Here is a 22778-nt window from a genome sequence, read left to right on the forward strand (position 1 = left end):
GTTGTCAGTTGGTGCTGTACGGAGCCCGGGGGAGTTCGACCGCCGGCCGCATCGAGAACTGTTTGACCATCGCGGCTTCGCGGCGAAGGTACTCCAGAGCCAGGGTGAGACGGTCGTGCGTGCTGGGCGCGGCGAGCAGGGCCTGCTTGTCCGTGAGATCGAGAATCATGCCGTCGGCGACGAAGTACGACAGCGCGGTCGGATCGGCCGGCGGCTCCTCGTCGTCGTCCTCGTGGTGGATGCCCCCCGCCGCCCGCAGCGCGACCAGGTACCGGCCGAACATCCGGCCGACCTTGGCCGCCAACGCGGCCGACGAATCGGCATTGGCGTCGGGCAGCATCTCGGCCGTCCCGCACAGCAGGTCCGACGAGGTGTCGAGCGAGGCCAGCCGGAACCGGCTCTCACCGATGGCCAGCACGTCGTACCGGCCGTCCTGGTAGGCCTCGACCCGCTGCAGTACCGCCGTGCACCCGATGTCGTACACGTCGGAGTGGCCCTCGTCCCAGGCCTCTCGCCCGCTCCTGATGGCGACCACTCCGAAGCGCCGACGTCCGGCTGACTGATCCAGCAGTTCAGCCACCATCCGCCGGTAGCGCGCCTCGAAGATGTGCAGGGGCAACAGGCTCCCTGGGTAGAGCACGGTTCCCAGCGGGAAGATGTGCAGGGTCATGGAGGTCACCCCAGCCAAGCTACTCGCGACGAGCTTCGGGGAACCGGGTCGCCGGTGTCCGGAGGCGGAGGTGACAATGACCGCATGACCGATCAGCACGTGCGCGAAGTCCTCATCTCGGCGGCCGAATTGGCCAAGGCCCTGGAGTCGGGTGCGCCGCCGGTGCTGCTGGACGTGCGATGGGTGGCCGGGGTCGTGGACCGCGAGGGGTACCTGGCCGGTCATGTCCCCGGAGCTGTCTTCGTCGACCTGGACGCCGACCTGGCCGGGCCGCCTGGAGTCGGTGGGCGTCACCCGCTGCCCCGTCCGGCGGACCTGCAGAAGGTCTGGCGCGCGGCCGGCATCGTCGACGACAGTTCCGTCGTCGTCTACGACCCCAAGGACTCCTCGGTGGCCGCCCGGGCGTGGTGGTTGCTGCGGTGGTCGGGGTTGAGCTCGGTGCGGGTGCTCGACGGCGGTTTGGCCGCCTGGGTCGCCGGCGGCCACCCGGTCGAGACCGGCCCGGGCGCATCACCCCGGCCGGGGTCGATCACGGTCATCGCCGGGAGCATGCCCACGATCGACGCCGATCGGGCCCGCGAGATGACCCTGTCCGGCGGCACCCTGCTCGACGCGCGGGCCGCGGCTCGCTACCGCGGCGAGATCGAGCCGCTCGATCCGATCGCCGGACACATCCCCGGCGCGGTCAACCTGCCGCTCACCGAACTGCTGAAGCCCGACGGGACGTTCCGCGAACCGGCCGGGATCGAGGCCGTCTTCGAGCGCACCATCGGGCCCGACGACGACGGCGAGGTGGCCGCGTCCTGCGGTTCCGGGGTCACCGGCTGCCACCTGATCCTGGCCGGGGCCATGATCGGCCGGCCGCTGGCGCTGTACCCGGGGTCGTACTCCGAGTGGCTCGCCCTCGGCCGGCCGGTAGCCGTCGGCGGGCCGCCGAGCCCGTGAATCATGTGCCGCCGCTCCCGGCCCCGGCGCGGCGACAGTAGCCTGCAGCCATGGCGCCGCCGTTGGTGATCTGGGATCCGGTCATGCTGGGGTACGACCTGGGCGGGTCCCATCCGCTGCACCCGCTGCGGTGGGAGTTGACCTGGGACCTGGCCGGGCAGCTGGGCGTCCTTGACGGGGTCGAACGGTTCGCCCCTCAGCCGGCCACCGATGCCGAGCTGGCGACCGTGCACAGTCCCCGGTACATCGAGGCCGTCAAGGCGGCCTCCGGGCCCCCGGGCACGGCCGGCCACCGGTTCGGGCACGGCCTGGGCAACGATGACAACCCGGTGTTCGAGCACATGCACGCCACGGCCGCCCTCATCGCCGGGGGTTCGATCGCCGGGGCCAGGGCGATCGCCCGCGGTGAGGTGGCGCGCGCGGTCAACATCGCCGGCGGCCTGCACCATGCGATGGCCGACCATGCGTCCGGGTTCTGCGTCTACAACGACGCCGCCCTCGCCGTCCGGGCCCTGCTGGATGCCGGCGTCGCCAAGGTGGCCTACGTGGACGTCGACGTGCATCACGGCGACGGTGTGCAGGCGGCGTTCTACGACGATCCGCGAGTGCTCACGGTGTCCATCCACGAGTCGCCGCTGTCGCTGTGGCCGGGGACCGGGTGGCCGGCCGAGATGGGCCGCGGCGCCGCCGCCGGGACCGCGGTCAACATCCCGGTGCCGGCCGGAACCGGCGATGCCGCCTGGCTGCGGGCGTTTCACGCGGTGGTGCCCGGCATCGTCCGGGCCTTCCGTCCCGACGTGCTGGTCACCCAGCAGGGTGCCGACTCGCACGCGGACGATCCGTTGGCCGACCTGAACCTGTCGGTCGACGGCCAGCGGGCGTCCTACCGAGCCCTGCGGGATCTCGCCGAAACAGCGGCCGGCGGACGCTGGCTGGCCCTCGGCGGCGGTGGCTACTCGGTGGTCAGAGTCGTTCCGCGGGCATGGACCCACCTGCTGGCGACGGTGGCCGACCGGGACGTCGACCCGGTGACGCCGCTGCCGCCGGCCTGGCTGGAACACGCGGCGGCCGCTCGGCCGGGATTGCATCTGCCGACCACCATGTCCGACGATCGCCCGGTGGACTACGAGCCTTGGGACGCCGACGACGGCGCGCCGGTGGACAAGGCCATTGCCGAGGTGCGCAGCCGCGTGTTTCCGCTGCATGGACTCGATCCGTTCGATCCGCGTGACTGACGACCCGGCCGGCGCCTACCCGCAGCACTGGGAGGCGGACGTGCTGCTGGCCGACGGCGGGGCGGTGCACATTCGGCCGGCGGCTCCGACCGACGGGCCGGCCATCATGGCCATGCACGAGCGGATGAGTGACCGCACCCGCTACCTGCGCTACTTCCAGGCGGTGTCCCGGATCTCGCCCGCTCAGCTCGCGGTCTACACCGACGTCGACCACGTGAGCTCGGTCGGTCTGGTGGCCGAACTGGGCGGTCAACTAATCGCCGCCGGGTCCTACCACCGCGACCCGACCCGGCCGGACACCGCCGAGGTCGCGTTCGTGGTCGAGGACGCCCACCAGCGCCGCGGTCTCGGCTCGATCCTGCTCGAGCACCTGGCCGCCGCCGCGCAGGAGCGGGGAATCAAGCGTTTCACCGCTGAGGTGCTGGGCGAGAACCAGACCATGCTGCGCGTCTTCATCGATGCCGGTTACGCCGTCACCCGGGAATTCTCCTCGGGCGTGGTGGATCTCGCTTTCGACATCAAGCCGACCGAGTCGTCGCTGGCCGTCATCACCTCGAGGGAGTTCCGGGCCGAGTCCCGGTCGATCGCCCGGCTGCTCGCTCCGCGGTCGGTGGCCGTCATCGGTGCCTCCAACGAGACCCGCAAGCTCGGGCATGCCGTGCTGGTCAACCTGCTCCGGGCCGGGTTCACCGGTCCGGTCTACCCGGTGAACCCGGAAACCCTGTCCGTGCAGGGGGTCAGGGCCTACAAGTCGGTCCTGGACATCCCGGACCCGGTGGACATCGCGGTGGTGACCGTGCCGGCCGCCTCGGTGGCACAGGTCCTGGAGTCGTGCCGGATCAAAGGGGTCCACGGCCTGGTGGTGGTGACCGGGGGATTCGCCGACGCCGACGCCGATACCGACCTGGCCGGCGACGGCGCCGCGGCGCAGCGCCGGATGGTCGCGCTGGCCAGAGCGAACGGCATGCGGGTGGTCGGACCCAACTGCCTCGGTCTGGTCAACACCGACCCCGGGGTGCGGCTCAATGCCACGCTGGCCCCGGTCGTACCGCCGCCGGGTCGGGTCGGGTTCTTCTGCCAGTCCGGGGCGTTGGGCATCGCCATCCTGGCCGACGCGGCGTCGCGCGGCCTCGGCCTCTCCTCGTTCGTGTCGGCCGGCAACCGGGCCGATGTGTCCGGCAACGACCTGTTGCAGTTCTGGCACTCCGACGACCGCACCGAAGTGGTCTTGCTGTACCTGGAGTCGTTCGGCAATCCCCGCAAGTTCGCCCGGCTGGCCCGCACCCTGGCCCGGGACAAACCGGTGATCGCGGTGAAATCCGGTCGGCACGCGCTCGTCAGTCCCGGCCTGGCCGCCAGTTCGGCCGCCGTGTCCGACACCGCCGTGGCCACCCTGTTCGCGCAGTCCGGGGTCATCCGGACGGACACCCTGGGGGAAGCCTTCGACGCCGCGCAACTGCTGGCGCACCAACCGATTCCCGCCGGGAACCGGGTGGCCATCCTGGGCAACTCGAGTGCCCTCGGGGTGCTCGCGCTGGACGCGTGCATCGAGGCCGGCCTGGTCGTGGTGGACGAGGTGCCGGTCGATTTCGGGGTCAACGTCAGCCCGGGGGACCTCGGCGCGGCGGTCAGGGTCGCCGTCGGACGGGTCGACGTGGACGCGGTGGTGGTGGTCTACGTGCCGCCGGTGGCGATTCCCGGACAGGCCCACGCCGAGGCGCTGAAGGAGGCGGCGCGGGGAGCCCGCGTGCCCGTGGTCACCACATTCCTGGCCGTCGACGGGTTGGCCGAGGCGCTGACCGTGCCCGGTGAGGACGGGGGGGCCGCACGTGGGTCGGTTCCGTCGTACCGGACGCCGGAGCGTGCCGTGGCCGCGTTGGCCCACGCCGTGCGGTACGGGGCCTGGCGGTCGCGTCCGGCCGGTTCGATCCCGGAGCTGGACGGTGTCGACGCGGGCCGGGCTCGTGAGTTGGTCACCGCGCTTCGGGCCAAGGATCCGCGCGACCGGGCGCTCACCGACGCCGAGCTGGTCGAACTCCTGGATTGCTACGGGATCGGCATCCTGCCGTTCGAGACGGCCGACACCGCTGCCGATGTGGTGGCTGCGGCCGAGCGGATCGGCTATCCGGTGGCGCTCAAGGCGTACGACCTGACCTGGCGTCACCGCTACGACCAGCTCGGGGTTCGGTTGTCCCTCGGCGATGCAGATCAGGTGGCGGTCGCCTACGACGATCTGGCCGACGCCGGTATGCCTCAGGTGTACATCCAGGCCATGGCCCCCCGCGAGCGCGGGGTGTTGCCGACGGTGCTGGCGGTGACGTCCGACCCGTCGTTCGGTGCCCTGGTGAGTTTCGGCATCGGGGGAGTGGCCACCGAACTGCTCCACGACCTGGCCTACCAGGCCGTCCCGTTGACCGACGTCGACGCCGAGGACCTGATCAAGGCGCCCAAGGCCGCGCCGCTGCTCACCGGGTACCGGGGCGGCCCGGTCGTCGACCAGGCGGCCGTCGTCGATCTGGCCCTGCGCCTCTCGGCTCTCGCCGACGACCTGCCCGAGATCTCCGAGTTGTTGCTGGAACCGGTCCTTCTCGGTCCGGCCGGCGCGAGTGTGACCGGGGCAACCGGGCGGATCGGGCCGCCGGGCGTCCGTCCAGACGTGCGCCGCCGGCTGCGTTGACCCCGTTCGGCGTGGATCAACTTCTCAGGCATGGCCGAACTTGACCACTTGCGTCACATTGGTCCCAAACGGGCGAAGTTGATCCACGCCTGAGAAGTTGATCCACGCTGACCGACGTCACCGGACAAACCGATGGCGCCGGCGCCGACAAACCGACGGCGCCGGACATAGCGAAGGACCGGGCTCGCAGTGCAAGCCCGGCCCCTCAGGTGCGCGGTGGTGACCCGACCGCCGAAGACGTTTCGATCAGCTGGCGTAGGCCCGCAGGGCCTCTGACCGCTCGCCGACCCGCAGCTTGGCCATCGAATCCCGTTCGATCTGCCGCACGCGCTCACGCGAGATGCCGAACACCCGACCGATCTCGTCCAGTGTCCGCGGCCGGCCGTCGTCCAGCCCGTAGCGCAACCGGACCACCGACTGCTCCCGCTCGTCGAGCGTGCGCAGGACCTTGTTGATGTCCTCGTGCATGAACCCGGCGACGACCTGAGCCTCGGCCGAGGTCGACTCGGAATCCTCGATGAAGTCACCCAGGGGCGCCTCTTCGTCGCTTCCGACCGGCATGTCCAGCGATACCGGATCGCGAGCGTGGTCGAGCAGATCCGCGATCTTCTCCTCGGCAATTCCCGATTCCTCGGCGAGTTCGGCCATCGTCGCGTCGCGGCCGAGCTGCTGATGCAGTTCCCGCTTCAGACGCGACAATTTGTTGACCTGCTCGACGAGGTGCACGGGCAGCCGGATGGTGCGTCCCTGATCGGCCATGCCGCGGGAAATCGCCTGACGGATCCACCACGTGGCATACGTCGAGAACTTGAAACCCTTGGTGTAGTCGAACTTCTCCACCGCGCGGATCAGCCCGAGGTTGCCCTCCTGGATGAGATCCAGCAACGGCATGCCGCGACCGGTGTAACGCTTCGCGAGCGAAACAACGAGCCGGAGATTGGCCACCAGAAGATGGTTGCGCGCCGCATTTCCGCCGCGAATCACGGCCCGCAGATCTGCTTTCCGCTGCGCCGAGAGACGCGAACCGGTCGCGAGTTTGTGGGCCGCGAAAACCCCGGCCTCGATTCGCTTCGCGAGATCGACTTCCTGCTCTGCGGTCAACAGGGCGGTGCGCCCGATACCGTTCAGATACACCCGCACCAGATCGGCCGACGGCCCTTGGGCGTCGAGATCCTCGGCTTCACGCTTGGCGATCACCTTGGCGGCGTCGGCGACTTCGCGCGCCGACGGCATGGTTGCGCTATCCAACTCGACGACCGTCGTGTCGGTGTTGTTCTCAGTGCTGGCAAAGGCCGTCTCGGATTCCGGCGCGTCGATGACGTCCGCGTGTACCGTAGGGGAGTCGGTCATGTTGGTGCTCCCTTCGTTGCAAGTGTCGTATCAAGCCGCTGGTATCGGCTTCGACATCTGTTCAAACGCCCGCTCTTGCTGTTTCGTTCCCGGTTCGTCGCGGATCCTGCGACGGACTGGCCGTTTCGTGAGCCTCGTCGCCAGGTGCCTGTACCCCGGTGCTCACATGAATGAACGCTCCGGGGCGCTGCGGTGCTGCGATGGCCGAAGGACCTCGTGGTCGGTACTCAACACCGGGCGATGCGCAGGTCGGCTGTGCCGTCCATGGGAACGGGATGGGAACCCGGGCGCCGGTGTCCCTCTGGTCCCGCCTACAGCTCGACGAGCAGGGTGAACGGTCCGTCATTCACGCTGGCCACGGCCATTTCCGCGCCGAAGACGCCGGTCTGCACCCGCGTGCCGAGTCGCTGCAGTTCGGCCACGACCGCTTGTACGAGGGGTTCGGCCACGACCCGGCCGGCCGCCGCGGTCCAGCTCGGGCGACGTCCTTTGGCCACCTGTCCGTACAGTGTGAATTGACTCACAACCAGTGCCGGGGACCCGGTGCTCTCCAACGACTGCTCGTCCCGCAGGATGCGCAGGCCGTGCAATTTCCGCGCCATCTGGGCCGCGGTGGCGACGGTGTCCTCGTGCGTGACGCCGACCAGCACCAGCAGGCCCGGTTCGTCGATGGCCCCGACCACCTCGCCGTCGACGGTGACCGACGCGGACGTGACGCGGCTGGCAACGGCTCTCATACCCGCGATGATGCCGGACGTCCCGGGTGAGGCCGAAGCATCCTGCAAGGCACACGCCCCGGGATGCGCGGACGACGCGCTCGGGTGCACGCTTTCGGTATGCCTGCGTCCTCGCCCCCGACCGTCCCGTCGGCTGCCCGGCCCGGACCCAACGGGTCCATCCGCTCGATCGGCTCGTCGGGTTCGATCCTGTCCATCGGCTCGTCGGGATCGATCCTGTCTATCGGCTCGTCGGGCTCAATCCTGTCCGTCGGGTCGGCCGGCTCGTTCCTGTCGATCGCGTCGATCGGGTCCTTCGCCGGCGTGCTCTCGGTGCTGTCCTTCGCCTCGATCGGCTCGGTGCTGTCCTACCGTCAGGTCTTCGCGGTGGCCGGCCGGCTGGTCGTCCGGCGCGCCCTCACAAAGTCGGGTGCAGCAGCCCGCGGGTGATCGCCACCCGGATCGTCGGGAGTACCGCGTCGGCCAGGGCGCCGAGGTCGAGACCGTGGGCCGTCGCCAGCAGGTCCAGCAGCATCGCCAGCGGCAGTTCGCCCGTGCATCCGGCCAGCAGGGCCTGACCCCACTCGTCCAGCTGCAGAGTGGCGCCGGGCCCGCCCGGCCGGCGGAGCATCCGCAAGACGGTGGTCCAGCCCTCGTGGCCGGCGAGGGACCGCTGCTCCAGGATCACCGACGGCGCCAGTGAGAGCCGCGCTCCGAGCAGGTCGGCGTCGGTGGCGGTCCGCAGCCAGGCCCGGCGCGCGAGGAAGGCCGCGGCCTCCGGGCCGGTGACCTCCTCGCCGGCGCCGGTGATCTCGTCCAGCACCACATCCGGATCGGCGGAGCCGCTGCGGCGCAGGATGATCATGCCCATGCCGATGCCGGCCACCTTCTCCCGCGCGAAGTAGTCGAGCCAGTCGGTCGCCGTGCGCTCGGCCGCCCCGCCGGTCTCCCCGGCATCCTTGAGCCACAGTGCGATGTATTCGGCCGGGTCGGCCATCTCGCGCTGCACCACCCAGGCGTCACAACCGGTTCCGTGGACCCAGGCCCCGACCCGCTCCCGCCAGTCCGTGTCCTCCCGGACGATCCAGTTGGCCAGCATCTGGGCGGTGCCGCCCGGTTTGAGGTGATCCGGCACGCCGGCCACCAGCGCCTGGCACATGCCGTCGCCGGCGATACCGGAATCGCGGTAGATGTACTGCTGCACCCCGGTGCCGATGACGAACGGCGGGTTGCTGATGATCAGGTCGAACTGTTCGCCGGCGACCGGCTCGAACAGCGACCCGGCCCGCAGGTCCCACTGCTGCCCGTTCAGCCGGGCGGTGGCGCCGGCCAGGGCGAGTGCCCTCGGGTTGGTGTCGGTGGCCACGATCGAACCGGAATGGGAGAAGGCGTGCAGGGCCTGGATCCCGCAGCCGGTGCCGAGATCCATGACCCTCTCGGCGCGCTCCCGGATGACGGCGTTGGCGAGCGTGATCGACGCCTGCCCGATGCCAAGGACGTGGTCGTGCCGCACCGGCCCGGGGCGGGTGTCGGAGTCGAGATCGGAGACGACGAGGTATTCGTTGTCGTCGTCGGCGTGGGGCCGAATGTCCAATCCGGCGCGGATGGCGTCTCCGTCACGCTCCAGCGCCCCGGCGGCCAGCGCCGCGTCCAGGCCGGTGGTGGGGAACGCCGCGTGCACCGCGACCTCGGGTTCGGTCGATCCGAGCAGGAACAGCCGGACCAGGGTGGCCAGGGGTGAGCCGTCCCGCGTGGCCCGCAGGGCCGGCCACATCTCGCCCCGGCTCAGCGCCCGGTGAGCGCTGGGGCCGAGCAGTTCGGGGACCCCGGTCGCGTCGTAGCCGGCGTTGCGGAGGTCCTGGCCCAGACGGTCGACGGTGTCCGGATCGGTCATCGGTTCGGTGATCACCCGGTTCACCCTAGGTGGCCCCCGGGTGGTCATCCGGCCGGTGAGCGAAGACGGCGATCGCCGCCCGGATGTGGAACGCTGAACGGCATGACTGCGCAGCGTCTCTACCTGACCGGTGATCCGGCGGCCGATGCTCTCCTGGCCGGAGACCCGAACGCCCTGCTGCTGGGCATGGTCCTTGACCAGCAGATCCCGATGGAGAAGGCGTTCAGCGGCCCGGCCGTCATCGCGCAGCGAATGGGCGGGCTCGACGTGCGGGCCATCGCCGCCGCCGATCCGGAGGTGTTCAAGGAGATCTGTGCCCGCCCGCCGGCGGTGCACCGCTTCCCCGGGTCGATGTCGGCACGGGTGCAGAGCGTCTGCCAGGTGCTGGTCGAGCAGTACGACGGCGACGCGGCCAACCTCTGGGCCGACGTCAGCAGCGGCCGTGAACTGCTCGGGCGGATCGCGGCGCTGCCCGGCTTCGGGGCACAGAAGGCCGGCATCTTCCTGGCGCTGCTCGGCAAGCAGTACGGCGTGACGCCCGACGGATGGCGGGAGGCGGCCGGCGCCTGGGGCGAGGACGGCAGCCGCCGATCGGTCGCCGACGTCACTGACGGTGAATCGTTGGCCCAGGTCAGAGCGACCAAGAAGGCCGTCAAGGCGGCCGCGAAGGCAGCGGCGACCAAGTAGCTCCTGCATCACTTCCACCCGGGGCGTGCGGGCGCTCGGGAGTAGCGTGAGACCTGAGAAGAAGTTGTCCGCCTCGATGTTTGACGAGGTGTTCCGCACGTGGCGCCCGGCCGCGGAGCGGACATGTTGATCGGAGCGTGGCGGATGTCCCAGTTCGAAGTGCACGACACGTCGTTCGAGGCGCACCTCACCCCGCCGTCCCGCCGGGTGGAGCCGACCGTCATCACCCAGGCCGAGCCGTCCTACGACGACCAGCTCAAGGCCCGCAAGAAACGCTATCTGATCACCATGGGCCTTCGGGTGCCGCTGCTGATCGCGGCCACCCTGACCTATCAGCACCTCTGGATCGCGATCCCGCTGCTGCTGATCTCGATTCCGCTGCCGTGGATGGCGGTGTTGATCGCCAACGACCGCCCGGCCCGCAAACGGGCCAAGAAGGTCGTTCCCGGCGTCATCAACTACGAGAAGGCGCTACCGCCCGGCACCCGCGAGATCGTCGACGGCGAGTAGACACCCGGCCTCCCCGGCCGACCCGGACGGGCATACGGTGGCGGGATGATCGACAGTGACGTGATCACCAGAGCCGGCCGGGTGTTCCGTGCCACCAACTCGCTGCATTCGCTGGTCTACTTCGTGCCCGAGGGCGACGAGGAGTACGTCGCGGCCGGGCTCCGCCCAGGTCGGATGGGCTACTTCGCCTCGCGAGCGGCACCGATGGGAGCCGTCGGACCGGGGACCGTCACCGCGACGTTCTACAACTTCAACCCCGAGCTGGTGGCCCGGCACATCCCCCGGGCCTGGACGCTGGCCACGCCGGAGCGGGTGCTGGCGGCCCGCTGGCGGGTCGCCGACCGCGGCCTGCGCCGTCTGCTCGGCCCGGAGATCATCGGGTCGGCCGACCTGAAGCGGGCCGCCGAGATCGCCCGCCGGGCGGCGCTGGCCTGCGGCATCGAGGGGCGCCCGCTGTTCGCCGGTCACGCCGGTCTGGAGTGGCCGCAGGAAACCCACCTGGTTTTCTGGCACGCCGTGACTCTGTTGCGGGAACACCGGGGTGACGGCCACATCACGGCGCTGGTGCGCGCTGAACTGTCCGGTATCGAGGCGATCGTCACGCACACGGCGACCGGACGAGGTTTCCTCACCGACGCCGCCAAGGCGTTGCGGATGTGGTCCGACGGACAGTGGGCGGCGGCGCAGGCCGGCCTGGCCGGGCGCGGGATCCTCGACGCCGAAGGGAATCTCACCGCCGCCGGGAGCGCGCTCCGGGCGGAGCTGGAGGACGAGACCGACCGCCTGAGCGCCGCGCCGTGGCGGGGGATCGACGCCGACTCCGTCGACGAGCTCATCTCCCTCGGCAAGACCCTCACGCGTCGGGTGGTCGACCGCGGCGCGTTCCCGCCGAAGGTGTTCGCGACTTGACCGGGCGGCCGGCCGCCGGCAGGGCCAAGGCCGTCGAGGTGCTGCCGCAGGTGGTGATCAGGTTCGCCGGTGACTCCGGTGACGGCATGCAGCTGACCGGGGACCGGTTCACCTCCGAGACCGCGATCTTCGGCAACGGCTTGTCCACCCTGCCCGACTTCCCGGCCGAGATCCGGGCCCCGGCCGGCACTCTGCCCGGGGTGTCGGCCTTCCAGCTGCAGTTCGCCGACCACGAAGTCGTCACCCCGGGCGATGCTCCCGGTGTCCTGGTCGCGATGAACCCGGCCGCGCTGAAGGCCAATCTGGCCGATCTGCCGCTCGGCGGCGTGATCATCGTGGACTCCGACGAGTTCACCGCCCGCAGCCTGACCAAGGTGGGCTACACGACGAACCCGCTCGAGGACGGCTCCCTGGCGTCCTACCAGGTGCACGCGGTGCCGCTGACCTCGATGACGGTCGAGGCGGTGAAGCCGGTCGGGCTGCACCGCAAGGAATCCGAGCGGGCCAAGAACATGTTCGCCCTCGGGCTGCTGTCCTGGCTGTACCACCGGCCCCTGTCCGGCACCGAGCGGTTCCTGCAGGCCAAGTTCTCCCGCCGACCGGACGTGCTGCGGGCCAACCTGATCGCGCTGGAGGCGGGCTGGTCGTTCGGCGAGACCACCGAGGGTTTCGCCGTGCACTACGAGGTGAAACCGGCCCCCCTGCCGCCCGGGCGGTACCGGACCATCCGCGGCAACCAGGCCCTGGCCTACGGCCTGGTGGCGGCGAGCCGGCAGACCGGGCTGCCGTTGTTCCTGGGGTCGTACCCGATCACGCCGGCCTCGGACATCCTGCACGAGCTGTCGGCGCTGAAGAACTTCGGCGTGCAGACGTTCCAGGCCGAGGACGAGATCGCCGGGGTAGGAGCCGCCATCGGCGCCTCCTACGGCGGGAGCCTGGGGGTGACCAGCACGTCCGGACCCGGGATCGCCCTGAAGAGCGAGGCCATCGGGCTGGCTGTGGCTCTGGAACTGCCGCTGATCGTGATCGACGTGCAACGGGGCGGCCCGTCGACCGGACTGCCGACCAAGACCGAACAGGCCGACCTGCTCCAGGTGATGTTCGGGCGCAACGGCGAGGCTCCGGTACCGGTGATCGCCGCCCGTTCCCCCTCGGACTGTTTCGCCGCCGCCCTGGAAGCGGCCCGGATCGCGACCACCTACCGGACCCCGGTGTTCCTGCTGTCCGACGGGTACCTGGCCAACGGCAGCGAGCCGTGGCTGATCCCGGCGCTGGATCAGCTGCCCGACCTGACGGTGACGTTCGCCTCGGAACCCAACCACGACAACGACTTCTGGCCGTATCTCCGGGATCCGGACACGCTGGCGCGGCCGTGGGCCATCCCGGGGACCGCTGGGCTGGAACACCGGATCGGCGGCATCGAGAAGGCCGACGGCCCCGGCACCATCTCCTACGACCCGGCCAACCACGACCACATGGTGCGCACTCGAGCGGCCAAGATCGCCGGGATCGGGTCGAGCATCGCGGACCTGAGCGTCGACGACCCGACGGGCGACGCGGAGATCCTGGTGCTCGGCTGGGGTTCCACCTTCGGGCCGATCACCGGGGCGGTGCGCCGGCTCCGGGCCGACGGGCTGGCGGTGGCCCAGGCTCATCTGCGTCATCTGAACCCGATGCCGGCCAACGTCGAGGCGGTTCTGCGTCGCTACCGGAAGGTCGTCGTCCCGGAGATGAACCTCGGGCAGCTGGCCCTGCTGCTGCGCGGCCTGTTCCTGGTCGACGCGGTCAGTGTCAATCAGGTGCGGGGCCTGCCGTTCCGGATCGACGAGTTGACCGATGCCGTGCGATCCGTCCTGGCCGGGAGCCATCGCCCGTCGACGATCGGGCCGGCCGGGATGTTCGGAGGAGCGTCATGACAGATCCGATCTCGCTGCACCTGGTCCCTCGGTCCGAGGCCAGGCAGACCCTGAAGGACTTCAAGACCGACCAGGAGGTCCGGTGGTGCCCGGGCTGTGGTGACTACGCGATTCTCGCTGCCGTCCAAGGGTTTCTGCCCGAGCTGGGGCTGCGGAGAGAGAACATCGTCTTCATCTCCGGTATCGGCTGCGCCGCCCGTTTCCCGTACTACCTGAACACCTACGGCATGCACTCCATCCACGGCCGCGCGCCGGCGATCGCCACCGGATTGGCCCTGACCCGGCCCGATCTGTCCGTCTGGGTGGTCACCGGTGACGGTGACGCGCTGTCGATCGGCGGCAATCACCTCGTCCACGCCCTGCGCCGCAACGTGAACCTGAAGATCCTGCTGTTCAACAACCGCATCTACGGTCTGACCAAGGGGCAGTACTCACCGACGTCGCCGATCGGCAAGGTGACGAAGTCCTCGCCGATGGGTTCGGTCGACGCTCCGTTCAACCCGGTCTCGCTGGCCCTGGGGGCCGAGGCCGGTTTCGTCGCCCGGACCATCGATTCCGATCGCAAGCACCTCACCTCCGTGCTGCGCGCCGCCGCCGCCCACAACGGCACCGCCCTGGTCGAGATCTACCAGAACTGCAACATCTTCAATGACGGCGCGTTCGACCCGCTGAAGGATTCGGAAACCCGGGACGACGTCACCATCGCGCTGGAGCACGGACGCCCGATCACCTTCGGGACCGCCGGAGAACACTGCGTCAGCCGAGATGCCAACGGCCGCTTGCAGATCGCCGATACCGCCGGTCATGACCCGGTGACTCACGACGCCCACGACCCCGACCCGTCGTCGGCGTTCGCCCTGTCGCGGCTGTCGGATCCGGCCACCCTGGCCAACACCCCGATCGGCGTCTTCCGCGACGTCGAGCGGCCCACCTACGAGGCCGGAGTGGCCGAACAACTACGCACCGCCGTGGCCCACCAGGGCCACGGTGACCTGGCCGGCCTGCTCGCCGGTCACGACACCTGGACCGTCGGGACGCCGTCGTCCCGGGAAGGAAACCGACATGCCTGAGGCCGTCGTCGTCGCCGCCACCCGATCACCGATCGGTCGGGCGTTCAAGGGTTCTCTGCAGGACATGCGCCCGGACGACATGACGGTCCAGATCGTCCGGGCCGCGCTGGCCAAGGTGCCCGAACTCGATCCGACCACCGTCGACGATCTGCTGCTGGGCTGCGGGACTCCGGGCGGGGAACAGGGTTTCAACATGGCACGGGTGGTCGCGGTGGCCCTCGGCCTGGACACGGTGCCCGGCACGACGGTCACCCGCTACTGCTCGTCCAGCGTGCAGACGACCAGGATGGCGATGCACGCGATCCGGGCCGGGGAGGGGCACGTGTTCATCTCGGCCGGGGTGGAGGCGGTCAGCCGGGCCGGGCGCGGCACGTCGGACAACCCACCGGTCGATCCCAGCGCCGATCCCAGGGACCGGGCCCGGAACCCCTGGCTCAACCCGATCTTCGCCTCCGCCGGGCAGCGGTCGGCGGTGCGGTCGGCCGGTGGAGCCGACCGCTGGCACGACCCGCGCGAGGCCGGGGAACTGCCGGACATCTACGTGGCGATGGGGCAGACCGCGGAGAACGTGGCCGGTCTGCGGTCGGTCAGCCGGGCCGAGCAGGACGAGTTCGCCTGCCGGTCGCAGAACCGGGCCGAAGCGGCGGCCGCGGAGGGCTTCTGGAGCCGGGAGATCACCCCGTTGATCCGGCCCGACGGCTCGGTGGTGGAAGTCGACGACTGCCCGCGGCCGGGCACGACGGTTCAGGCCCTGGCCGGGCTGAAGCCGGTCTTCCGTCCGGACGGCACCGTCACCGCCGGCAACGCCTGCCCGCTCAACGACGGCGCCGCCGCGCTGGTGATCATGAGTGACGTCCGGGCCGCCGAACTCGGCCTGACCCCGCTGGCCCGGGTGGTCGCCACCGGGGTGTCGGCCCTCTCGCCGGAGATCATGGGCCTCGGTCCGGTCGAGGCCACCCGCAAGGCGCTGGCGCTGGCCGGCCTGACCATCGGTGACATCGATCTGGTCGAGATCAACGAGGCCTTCGCCGCGCAGGTGATCCCCAGCTACCAGGAACTCGGTATCGACCTCGACCGGCTGAACGTCAACGGCGGCAGCATCGCCGTCGGGCATCCGTTCGGCATGACCGGTGCCCGTATCACCACCACTTTGCTGAACGGACTGCGCACCCACGACAAGACCCTCGGGCTGGAGACCATGTGTGTCGGCGGAGGCCAGGGCATGGCGGTGATCTTCGAGCGCCTCAGCTGAGCTCGGAGCCAAGGGCCGACCGGATGTCGTCGGAGGTCACCAGGAACAGCCCGGCCAACTCGACGCCGGCCCGCTCGGCGCCGTCGATCAGCGCATCGGTCCAGACCTGGTCGGAGCGGGTGGCCCGGGATGGCCCCCAGCGCTCCAGGGCCAGTACGGCCGACCCGCCCGGCGCCTGCTGGTCGAGCACCCGGCTGATCATGTTCATCAGGCCGCCGATCATGTCGGCCCTCGGCCGCGGGGGAGTGTCGCCGATCGGGATCAGGACCGGCATCTGGCGGCGCTGACGATCGAGGAACATCACCCAGACCTGGCGCGCGGTGATCGCCCGACCGACCAGGGAGCTGACCCGTTCCAGCAACTCGGCCCCGGTCCGCAGGGGGATCTCCATCGCTTGGGAAGCGTTCGGTGGATGCATGTCCGGCAGTGTGGCCCCGGACGCGATCGGGGCCGGAGGGTTGTCCACACGGCCCGCCGAGCAAGCGAGTTTGTGCACAACCTCGGCCGGGCCGGCCTTCTCACTCCCGTGGGCGGGCCCCGACATGAGCGGCCGCTGCGGTCCCGGCCCGCACGCCGGCCTGCAGCGCGTCCAGGGGGTCGGCGCCGGCCAGCCAGCTGGCCAGCAGGCCTGCGTTGAACGCGTCGCCGGCTCCGGTCGAGTCGGTTTCGTGGACCTGGGGGGCCGGAACGGTGACGCGGGCGTCCGGCGAGTACCAGGAGGCGCCGTGTCGTCCGTGGGTGACGACCAGGGCCCCGACCACCTCCAACACGACCTCGATGCCGCCGAGGGCGCTGAGTTCGGCGTCGTTGGGCAGCAGCAGATCGACGCCGCGCACCCAGGACAGGAAGGTCTGGGCCCCGACCGAGGGGATGTGGTTGGCCGCCTGCGGATCCACCGATGTGGTCCACCCGGCCGCCTTGGCCCTGGCCAACGCGGCGAGCCCGGCTGGGCGTGACCCTTCGTCCAGCAAGACATACCCGGACAGGTGCAGATGGGCTCGACCGTCCACGTCGGGCAGCACCACGTCGTCCGGCGAGAACGCGTTGTTGGCACCGCGATCGGCCAGCATGGTGCGGTCGCCGTCCGGGGCCACCAGCACGACGACGCAGCAGGTCGGCAGCACCGGGTCGACGGCGAACCGGCAGCTGATACCGCCCGCGGTCAGTTCGGTCGCAGCGGTCCGGCCGGCCTCGTCATCGCCGACCCGGGCGATCAGCGAGACGTCGACGTCCTCTTTGGCCAGCCAGGCCGCGGTGTTGCCGCCGGCTCCACCCGGCGCGACGGCCACGGCGGCCCGGGTGTCGTGCCCGAACACCACCGCGCCGGCCAGCTTGGCCACCACGTCGAGGCCCACGTCCCCGACGACGGTGACGTGCGGCCGGCTCACCGACCGGCCCGGGCGAGAGCGACGGCGACCTCGCCGGCCAGAGACGCGTTGCTCAACACCAGGTCGACGTTGACCGTCAGGCTGGCTCCGTGGGTCGTGTGGTGGAAGAACTCCAGGAGCCGGGGCGTGACGTCCTTGCCGGTGATCCCCTCCGTCCGGAGGAGTTCCAGACCCGATTCCAGGGTCCGGTCGTGCAGGTCAGGGTCCAGCTGCTTGTCCGGCGCGATCGGGTTGGCCAGCACGACCCCCGCCTGATCGGTCGCCAGCTCACGGCGGGCCAGCACCACCGCGGCCGCCTCGGCCGGGGTCCGGACCGTCCAGGGCACCCCGTAACCGGAGTCCGAGAGGTAGAAACCGGGGAACCGATCGGTGCGGTAGCCCAGCACCGGGACCGACAGGGTCTCCAGGTACTCCAGGGTTCCCGGTACGTCGAGGATCGACTTCACGCCGGCGCACACCACGAGCACCGGGGTGCGGGCCAGCACGCCGAGGTCGGCCGACACGTCGAAGCTGGACGCGGCGCCGCGGTGCACGCCGCCGAGGCCGCCGGTGGCGAAGACCGAGATCCCGGCCCGATGGGCCAGGGCCGAGGTGGACGCGACGGTGGTGGCGCCGTCCCGGTGCAGCGCCAGGGCTGCTCCCAGGTCGCGCACGGACAGTTTGGCGATGTCGTCGGATGCGCAGAGCCGGTCAAGGTCGGCCGGCCCGAGACCGACCTTGACCACCCCGTCCAGCACCGCGATGGTGGCCGGGACCGCGCCGTTCCGGCGCACCTCGCCCTCGATCCGGTCGGCGATGACCCGGTTGTCGCCGCGGGGCAGCCCGTGGGCCAGGATCGTCGATTCCAGCGCGACGACGGCCCCGCCGGTGGCCAGGGCATCCGCCACTTCCGGGTGGATCTGCAGCAACGAGCTCACGTCTACTCCATGCGTCAAGGGGGATCGGGCCCGGCCGGTCACGATCGGGCGGGCCCGGAGGTGACGTCATCGGCGACGGGCTCCCGCCGATGGCATCATGGCAACTGCCGCGGTGGCAAACTCCCAGTTCGCCCCGCGGTCGATGAAACCGGCCAGATCAACCGTGAGGATCACCCGATGTCGACCGAGACGCTCACCAAACCCGAAGAGCAGACCACTGACCGCACCGGTGACGACACCCCGAAGATGTTCCACTACGTCCGCAAGGCGAAGATCGCGGAGAGCGCCGTCATGGGCAACATGGTGGTGGCGTTGTGTGGGGAGACGTTCCCGGTGACGAAGTCGGCGAAGCCGGGTTCGCCGGTGTGCCCGGACTGCAAGAAGATCTTCGACGCGATGCCCAAGGGTCGCGACTGATCCTCCGCCGGCGGTCGTCCCGGCAAGGTCCCTCCGGCATGGACCCGGCGAGGGTCAGGCCGGGAGCAGTCCGGACGCCAGCAACCCGGCCCGGACGGTCTCCCGGTCTGATTCCGGCGCCGGCGGTAGCGGCAGCCGCACCGTGCTGTGCTCCAACACACCGAGCAGTTCCAGCGCGACCTTGGCCGTGATCGCACCCTGGCTCGTCGTCATCATGGCCCGCACCGCCGGCACCAGCCGTGAGTTGATCGCCCGCGCGGCGACCAGGTCGCCGGAGTCGACCGACCGGATCATCTCCGCGTAGGCGCCGGCCGCGGCATGCGACACCACGCTGACGACGCCGGAGGCGCCGACGGCGAGCCAGGCCAGGTTCAGCGCGTCGTCACCGGAGTAGATCCGGATGCCGGTCTCACGCTGGAGCCAGGCTCCCCGTTCCAGGTCGCCGACCGCGTCCTTCACCGCGATGATCAGCGGGTTCTTGACGAGTTCGAGGTAGGTGGACTCGGCGATCTGCACCCCGGTGCGGCCCGGGATGTCGTACATCATCACCGGAGCCCCGCCGCCGGCTTCGGCCACCGCGTTCATGTGGGCGAGGATGCCGGCCTGCGGCGGCTTGTTGTAGTACGGCGTGACGACCAGCAGTCCGTGCGCCCCCAGCCGGCCCGCCTGTGCGGCCAACTGGCTGGAATGGCGGGTGTCGTTGGTCCCGACGCCGGCCACCACCGTCGCCCGGTGGCCGACCTCGTCCAGGACGACCTCGAGCAGCCGGCCGTCCTCGTCGCTGGTCGTGGTGGGCGACTCGCCGGTGGTGCCGCTGACCACCAGACCGTCGCTGCCCTGATCGACCAGGTGGGACGCCACCCGGCGGGCCGCGACCAGGTCGAGCTCACCGTCAGGGGTGAACGGGGTGACCATCGCAGTGAGCACCCGACCGAACGGGGCCGAAGGGGAAACCAGGGGACTGACCATGGGCGGAGCCTAACGGGACCCGGCGGAACCGGCGACAAGCGTTGCCTCAGACGGCGTCGGCCGGGTGGCGGGCCGGGTCGTACTTCTGCCAGCGTCGCAGTTCCCGCTTGGGCCGCTTCGGCGGGTAGTACTCCAGCAACGCGTTGTTGAACTGGGCGCCGATGATGATCGCCATCGAGATGAAGTAGTAGAAGAGCAGGAACGTGATCGGGGTGGCCAACGCGCCGTACGTCAGGCCATGGGCGTAGACGTAGGTCAGGTACAGCCGCAATCCGAACGAGGCGACGAAGAAGACCACCGCGGCCAGCACGGCCCCGGGAAGTCCTCGTTTCCATGCGTGGCGGTGCTTCGGCGCGACCTTGTACAAACTGGTCAGCAGCAACAGCAGTCCGACGGCGAGCGCCGGGTAGTAGGCGATGTTCACCACCGAGGTGGCGGTGCTCTGCCACGATTCCGGGAACAGCTTGGGCAGCGCCTCCGGTCCGATGGCCAGGATCGGCAGGCCGAAGATCCCGGCCACCAGGAACATCAGGTAGAGGCCGAGGGCGAAGAACCGCTCCGCGATCGGATGCCGGATCTCGTGCTGGCCGTAGGCGATGGTGATCGCCTCGACGAACGCGCTCATCGCCGACGACCCGGCCCACAGGCTGATCACCAGGCCGACCGACACCACGTCCGATCGGCCGTGTCCGAGGATCGTCTTGACCGTGTTGCCGACCAGGTTGTCGGCGACCTCCTTGTTGAAGACCTGATGCAGGAACACGAAGATCGCGTGCTCGATCTGGGTCAGCGTGTCCGCCCCGAACAGCGGGGCCACGAAGCCGACCAGTCCGAGCAGGGCCAGCAACAGGGGTGCGGTGGACAGGGCACACCAGAATGCGGCCTGCGAGCTCATCCCGAAAAGAGAGTCGCTCCAGGCCTTCGACATGGTCCGGACGGCCACCTTGCGCCAGCGGTGCCGGACCGGCCCGTCGGCCGTCGGCACCGGACCGGTCGGCACCGGGACCGGCCCGGCGGTCAGCCGGTGCCACGGCACCGTCAGGTTGTCGGCCGGGGACGGCGCGGAGGTGGTCCGGCCGTTGCCCGTCGGTCGTGCGTCGGCGGTGGGATCCGGTCGGTGCAGGGCGACGGTGGCGCTCGAGCCGTCCTCGACGTACCGGGCTTCGGCCGGTGGACGTGGCCCTCCGCGGGCGCTCGGGTCGAGCGCGGAGCGCTCATCGTCCGAGTGGCGGGCACTGGTCACGCTCCCGAGTCTGCCTTTTTTGCCCACGGCGGGTCAGGCGACCCTCCGCACCGCCGCTAACTTGTGACACTTCCCGCTCGGCGCCCGTCGATGGACCGCCACCGTCGTGGGTCGCCGGTAACCTCTACCGGGCCGGTCCCGGCGTCCGGGCCGCCGGCGCGCTCGTGCCGGTTGTCGGTGTCCGTTCTCGGTTCTCAGTTCATTGGTTTCGTGCAGAAGGGTGGGGGAGCCAGTCGTGGCCTTCGTCCCGATCGGGGTGGATCCCGGACGCCTGCGGATCTGGCAGAAGGAGGCATTGGCGTCCTACGACGCCGCCGCGTCGAAGGATTTCCTGGTCACGGCCACCCCGGGCGCCGGTAAGACGACCTTTGCGTTGGCCGTCGCGTGCCGGTTGCTGCTGAGCCGGGTGGTGGACCGGATCGTCGTGGTGGCCCCGACCGATCACCTGCGCACCCAATGGGCCGACGCCGCCGCGGCGGTCGGGCTGAACCTCGACCCGACCATGACGAACGCGCAAGGACCGGTCCCGGACGGTGCGCACGGTTACGTGACGACCTACGCCCAGGTGGCCGGCCGCCCGATCATTCACGCCGCCCGCTCGGGCCGGAGGCGCTCGCTGGTGATCCTGGACGAGATCCACCACGCTGGGGACGGGCTCAGCTGGGGCGAGGCGGTGGCCGAGGCCTTCGGTGACGTGCACCGCCGGCTGTCGCTCACCGGCACGCCGTTCCGCACCCGCCCCGACGAGCGGATCCCGTTCGTAGGCTACGAGATGGACGGGGATCTGCTCCGCTCGATCGCCGACTACACCTACGGCTACCGGCAGGCGCTGGCCGACGCCGTGGTCCGGCCGGTGGTCTTCGCCGCGTACACCGGTGTCTCCCGCTGGCGCAACAACGCCGGCGAGGTGGTCGCCGCGTCGCTCACCGACGCCGGCACCAGGTCGGTCGAGGCGGCGGCGTGGAAGACCGCGCTCGACCCCACCGGCGGCTGGGTGCCGCACGTCATCGCGGCCATGGACGAGCGGATCACCCACCTGCGCGAGACCGGGATGCCCGATGCGGCCGGGCTGGTGCTGGCCAGCGATCAGGACGACGCCCGGGCCTACGCCGGTGTGGTGAAGCGGCTGACCGGCGAGCAGCCGATGCTGATCCTGTCCGACGACCCGAAGGCGTCGAAGAAGATCGAGGAGTTCCGCACGTCGACGAGACGGATCGCGGTGTGCGTCCGGATGATCTCCGAAGGGGTCGACGTCCCGCGGGCCGCCTGTCTGGCCTGGATGACGAGCTACCGCACGCCGCTGTTCTTCGCTCAGGCCGTCGGGCGTGTGGTGCGGGCCCGCGGGGTCCACGAGTCGGCCACCGTGTTCCTCCCGGCCGTCCGGCCGTTGCTGACCCTGGCCGCCGAGATGGAGATCGACCGGAACTACGTGATGGCCCCGCCACCGAAGGCGGCCCAGGACGACCTCGAGACCCTGGACATGCCGGTCCCGGAGCCGGCCGAGAAGGAGCGGTCGGAGTTCGAGTTCCTCGACTCGCAGGCCGAGTTCGCGCACGTCCTGCACTCCGGACGGGCGGTCACCGCCGAGCCGATGACGGCCGGCCCGGTCACCGAGGAGGACGAGGCCTACCTGGGTCTGCCCGGACTCCTGACCGCCGAGCAGACCGCGGCCGTGCTCGCCCGTCGGGATTCGGAACTTCGGCGCCGGGTCGACACCGCCGCCCGGAACCACCAGATGGGCGGTGGAGACCTGTTCACGGCGGCCGAGGTGAGCTCCGAGGGACTGTCCGACGGCCACGCCGGTTGGCGGGCCGCCGCCGAGCTCAGACGCGAGGTCAACCAGTTGGTCGGTCGCGTGGCCGCCCGGACCGGATCGCCCCACGCGCAGGTGCACTCGCAGATCCGCCGTTCGGTACCCGGCCCCCCGTCGGCCGCGGCGTCGGCCGAAGTGCTGGAGCGCCGCCGCGACCACCTGCTCGGGATGCTCTGACGTCAGGAATCCGGCCGCTCCGG

Annotated in this window: 21 protein-coding genes; 12 read left to right on the forward strand and 9 right to left on the reverse strand. The window is 70.5% G+C overall.

Going from position 1 to position 22778, the window contains the following annotated elements; all coding sequences use genetic code 11:
* Positions 1-4 precede the first annotated feature (4 nt).
* The gene (locus BLS97_RS15050) at positions 5-670 is read right to left on the reverse strand and encodes an LON peptidase substrate-binding domain-containing protein (protein WP_231988551.1); all 666 of its coding nucleotides are present in this window, start codon (positions 668-670) and stop codon (positions 5-7) included.
* A gap of 84 nt (positions 671-754) precedes the next feature.
* Here BLS97_RS15050 and BLS97_RS15055 point away from each other — a divergent pair, with 84 nt between their 5' ends.
* From BLS97_RS15055 to BLS97_RS15065, 3 genes are read left to right on the forward strand one after another with little or no spacing between them, the layout of a single operon-like run.
* Positions 755-1615 carry a sulfurtransferase gene (locus BLS97_RS15055; protein WP_090477199.1) on the forward strand — a complete coding sequence of 287 codons (861 nt, stop codon included), beginning with the start codon at positions 755-757 and terminating at the stop codon, positions 1613-1615.
* A gap of 50 nt (positions 1616-1665) precedes the next feature.
* Positions 1666-2850 carry an acetoin utilization protein AcuC gene (locus BLS97_RS15060; RefSeq protein WP_090482311.1) on the forward strand — a complete coding sequence of 395 codons (1185 nt, stop codon included), beginning with the start codon at positions 1666-1668 and terminating at the stop codon, positions 2848-2850.
* A complete protein-coding gene (locus tag BLS97_RS15065) occupies positions 2843-5527 on the forward strand; it encodes a bifunctional acetate--CoA ligase family protein/GNAT family N-acetyltransferase (RefSeq protein ID WP_231988124.1) in 2685 nt (894 codons plus the stop codon). The genes BLS97_RS15060 and BLS97_RS15065 overlap by 8 nt, the downstream gene beginning before the upstream one ends.
* Positions 5528-5773: 246 nt before the next feature.
* On the opposite strand, the gene BLS97_RS15070 is transcribed toward BLS97_RS15065, so the two are convergent.
* Positions 5774-6760 (reverse strand): sigma-70 family RNA polymerase sigma factor, encoded by a 987-nt coding sequence (locus BLS97_RS15070; RefSeq protein ID WP_090482314.1) that lies wholly within the window; start codon positions 6758-6760, stop codon positions 5774-5776.
* A gap of 428 nt (positions 6761-7188) precedes the next feature.
* Positions 7189-7614: a D-aminoacyl-tRNA deacylase gene (gene dtd, locus BLS97_RS15075; protein ID WP_090477203.1), complete on the reverse strand. Its 426-nt coding sequence runs from the start codon at positions 7612-7614 to the stop codon at positions 7189-7191.
* A gap of 99 nt (positions 7615-7713) precedes the next feature.
* Here dtd and BLS97_RS15080 point away from each other — a divergent pair, with 99 nt between their 5' ends.
* A complete protein-coding gene (locus BLS97_RS15080; protein WP_197676198.1) occupies positions 7714-8043 on the forward strand; it encodes a hypothetical protein in 330 nt (109 codons plus the stop codon).
* Here BLS97_RS15080 and BLS97_RS15085 read toward each other — a convergent pair.
* Positions 8012-9535 carry a DUF7782 domain-containing protein gene (locus tag BLS97_RS15085; RefSeq protein ID WP_090477205.1) on the reverse strand — a complete coding sequence of 508 codons (1524 nt, stop codon included), beginning with the start codon at positions 9533-9535 and terminating at the stop codon, positions 8012-8014. The two genes, BLS97_RS15080 and BLS97_RS15085, sit on opposite strands and share 32 nt — an antisense overlap.
* Positions 9536-9589: 54 nt before the next feature.
* Between BLS97_RS15085 and BLS97_RS15090 the strand changes: the two genes are divergently transcribed.
* From BLS97_RS15090 to BLS97_RS15115, 6 genes are all read left to right on the forward strand, one after another.
* The gene (locus tag BLS97_RS15090; RefSeq protein WP_090477207.1) at positions 9590-10174 is read left to right on the forward strand and encodes an HhH-GPD-type base excision DNA repair protein; all 585 of its coding nucleotides are present in this window, start codon (positions 9590-9592) and stop codon (positions 10172-10174) included.
* 144 nt (positions 10175-10318) lie between these two features.
* Positions 10319-10684 (forward strand): DUF3099 domain-containing protein, encoded by a 366-nt coding sequence (locus BLS97_RS15095; RefSeq protein WP_090482320.1) that lies wholly within the window; start codon positions 10319-10321, stop codon positions 10682-10684.
* Between the two features lie 45 nt (positions 10685-10729).
* Entirely contained in the window at positions 10730-11593 is an 864-nt protein-coding gene (locus BLS97_RS15100) for an SCO6745 family protein (RefSeq protein ID WP_090477209.1), read from the forward strand.
* Positions 11590-13509: a 2-oxoacid:acceptor oxidoreductase subunit alpha gene (locus tag BLS97_RS15105; RefSeq protein WP_090477211.1), complete on the forward strand. Its 1920-nt coding sequence runs from the start codon at positions 11590-11592 to the stop codon at positions 13507-13509. Before BLS97_RS15100 ends, BLS97_RS15105 begins: the two co-directional genes overlap by 4 nt.
* On the forward strand, positions 13506-14579 hold the full coding sequence (locus BLS97_RS15110; protein WP_090477213.1) for a 2-oxoacid:ferredoxin oxidoreductase subunit beta: 1074 nt from the start codon (positions 13506-13508) through the stop codon (positions 14577-14579). Before BLS97_RS15105 ends, BLS97_RS15110 begins: the two co-directional genes overlap by 4 nt.
* Positions 14572-15831: an acetyl-CoA C-acetyltransferase gene (locus BLS97_RS15115; protein ID WP_090477215.1), complete on the forward strand. Its 1260-nt coding sequence runs from the start codon at positions 14572-14574 to the stop codon at positions 15829-15831. The genes BLS97_RS15110 and BLS97_RS15115 overlap by 8 nt, the downstream gene beginning before the upstream one ends.
* Here BLS97_RS15115 and BLS97_RS15120 read toward each other — a convergent pair.
* The 3 genes from BLS97_RS15120 to BLS97_RS15130 all read right to left on the reverse strand — a co-directional run bounded on the left by BLS97_RS15120 (position 15824) and on the right by BLS97_RS15130 (position 18178).
* Entirely contained in the window at positions 15824-16249 is a 426-nt protein-coding gene (locus BLS97_RS15120; RefSeq protein WP_157695449.1) for a hypothetical protein, read from the reverse strand. The genes BLS97_RS15115 and BLS97_RS15120 overlap by 8 nt on opposite strands.
* A 100-nt stretch (positions 16250-16349) precedes the next feature.
* Positions 16350-17219, reverse strand: a complete 870-nt coding sequence (locus BLS97_RS15125; RefSeq protein WP_090477219.1) for a carbohydrate kinase family protein — start codon at positions 17217-17219, stop codon at positions 16350-16352.
* Positions 17216-18178, reverse strand: coding sequence for a pseudouridine-5'-phosphate glycosidase (locus BLS97_RS15130; protein ID WP_407938020.1), 963 nt, complete (start codon positions 18176-18178; stop codon positions 17216-17218). The genes BLS97_RS15125 and BLS97_RS15130 overlap by 4 nt, the downstream gene beginning before the upstream one ends.
* A gap of 135 nt (positions 18179-18313) precedes the next feature.
* Here BLS97_RS15130 and BLS97_RS15135 point away from each other — a divergent pair, with 135 nt between their 5' ends.
* Entirely contained in the window at positions 18314-18553 is a 240-nt protein-coding gene (locus BLS97_RS15135; RefSeq protein WP_090477223.1) for a DUF3039 domain-containing protein, read from the forward strand.
* 54 nt (positions 18554-18607) lie between these two features.
* Here the strand turns inward: BLS97_RS15135 and dapA are convergent, their stop codons facing one another.
* Both dapA and BLS97_RS15145 read right to left on the reverse strand, forming a co-directional pair.
* Positions 18608-19522 (reverse strand): 4-hydroxy-tetrahydrodipicolinate synthase, encoded by a 915-nt coding sequence (dapA, locus tag BLS97_RS15140; RefSeq protein ID WP_090477225.1) that lies wholly within the window; start codon positions 19520-19522, stop codon positions 18608-18610.
* Positions 19523-19568: 46 nt separating this feature from the next.
* Complete coding sequence (locus BLS97_RS15145) at positions 19569-20765, reverse strand: YihY/virulence factor BrkB family protein (RefSeq protein WP_231988126.1); 1197 nt, start codon at positions 20763-20765, stop codon at positions 19569-19571.
* A 235-nt stretch (positions 20766-21000) separates the two neighbouring features.
* On the opposite strand from BLS97_RS15145, the gene BLS97_RS15150 reads away from it, so the two are divergent.
* On the forward strand, positions 21001-22755 hold the full coding sequence (locus BLS97_RS15150; RefSeq protein ID WP_090477227.1) for a DEAD/DEAH box helicase: 1755 nt from the start codon (positions 21001-21003) through the stop codon (positions 22753-22755).
* Positions 22756-22778: the final 23 nt, after the last annotated feature.

This window comes from Nakamurella panacisegetis (genome assembly GCF_900104535.1).
Lineage (GTDB): Bacteria > Actinomycetota > Actinomycetes > Mycobacteriales > Nakamurellaceae > Nakamurella > Nakamurella panacisegetis.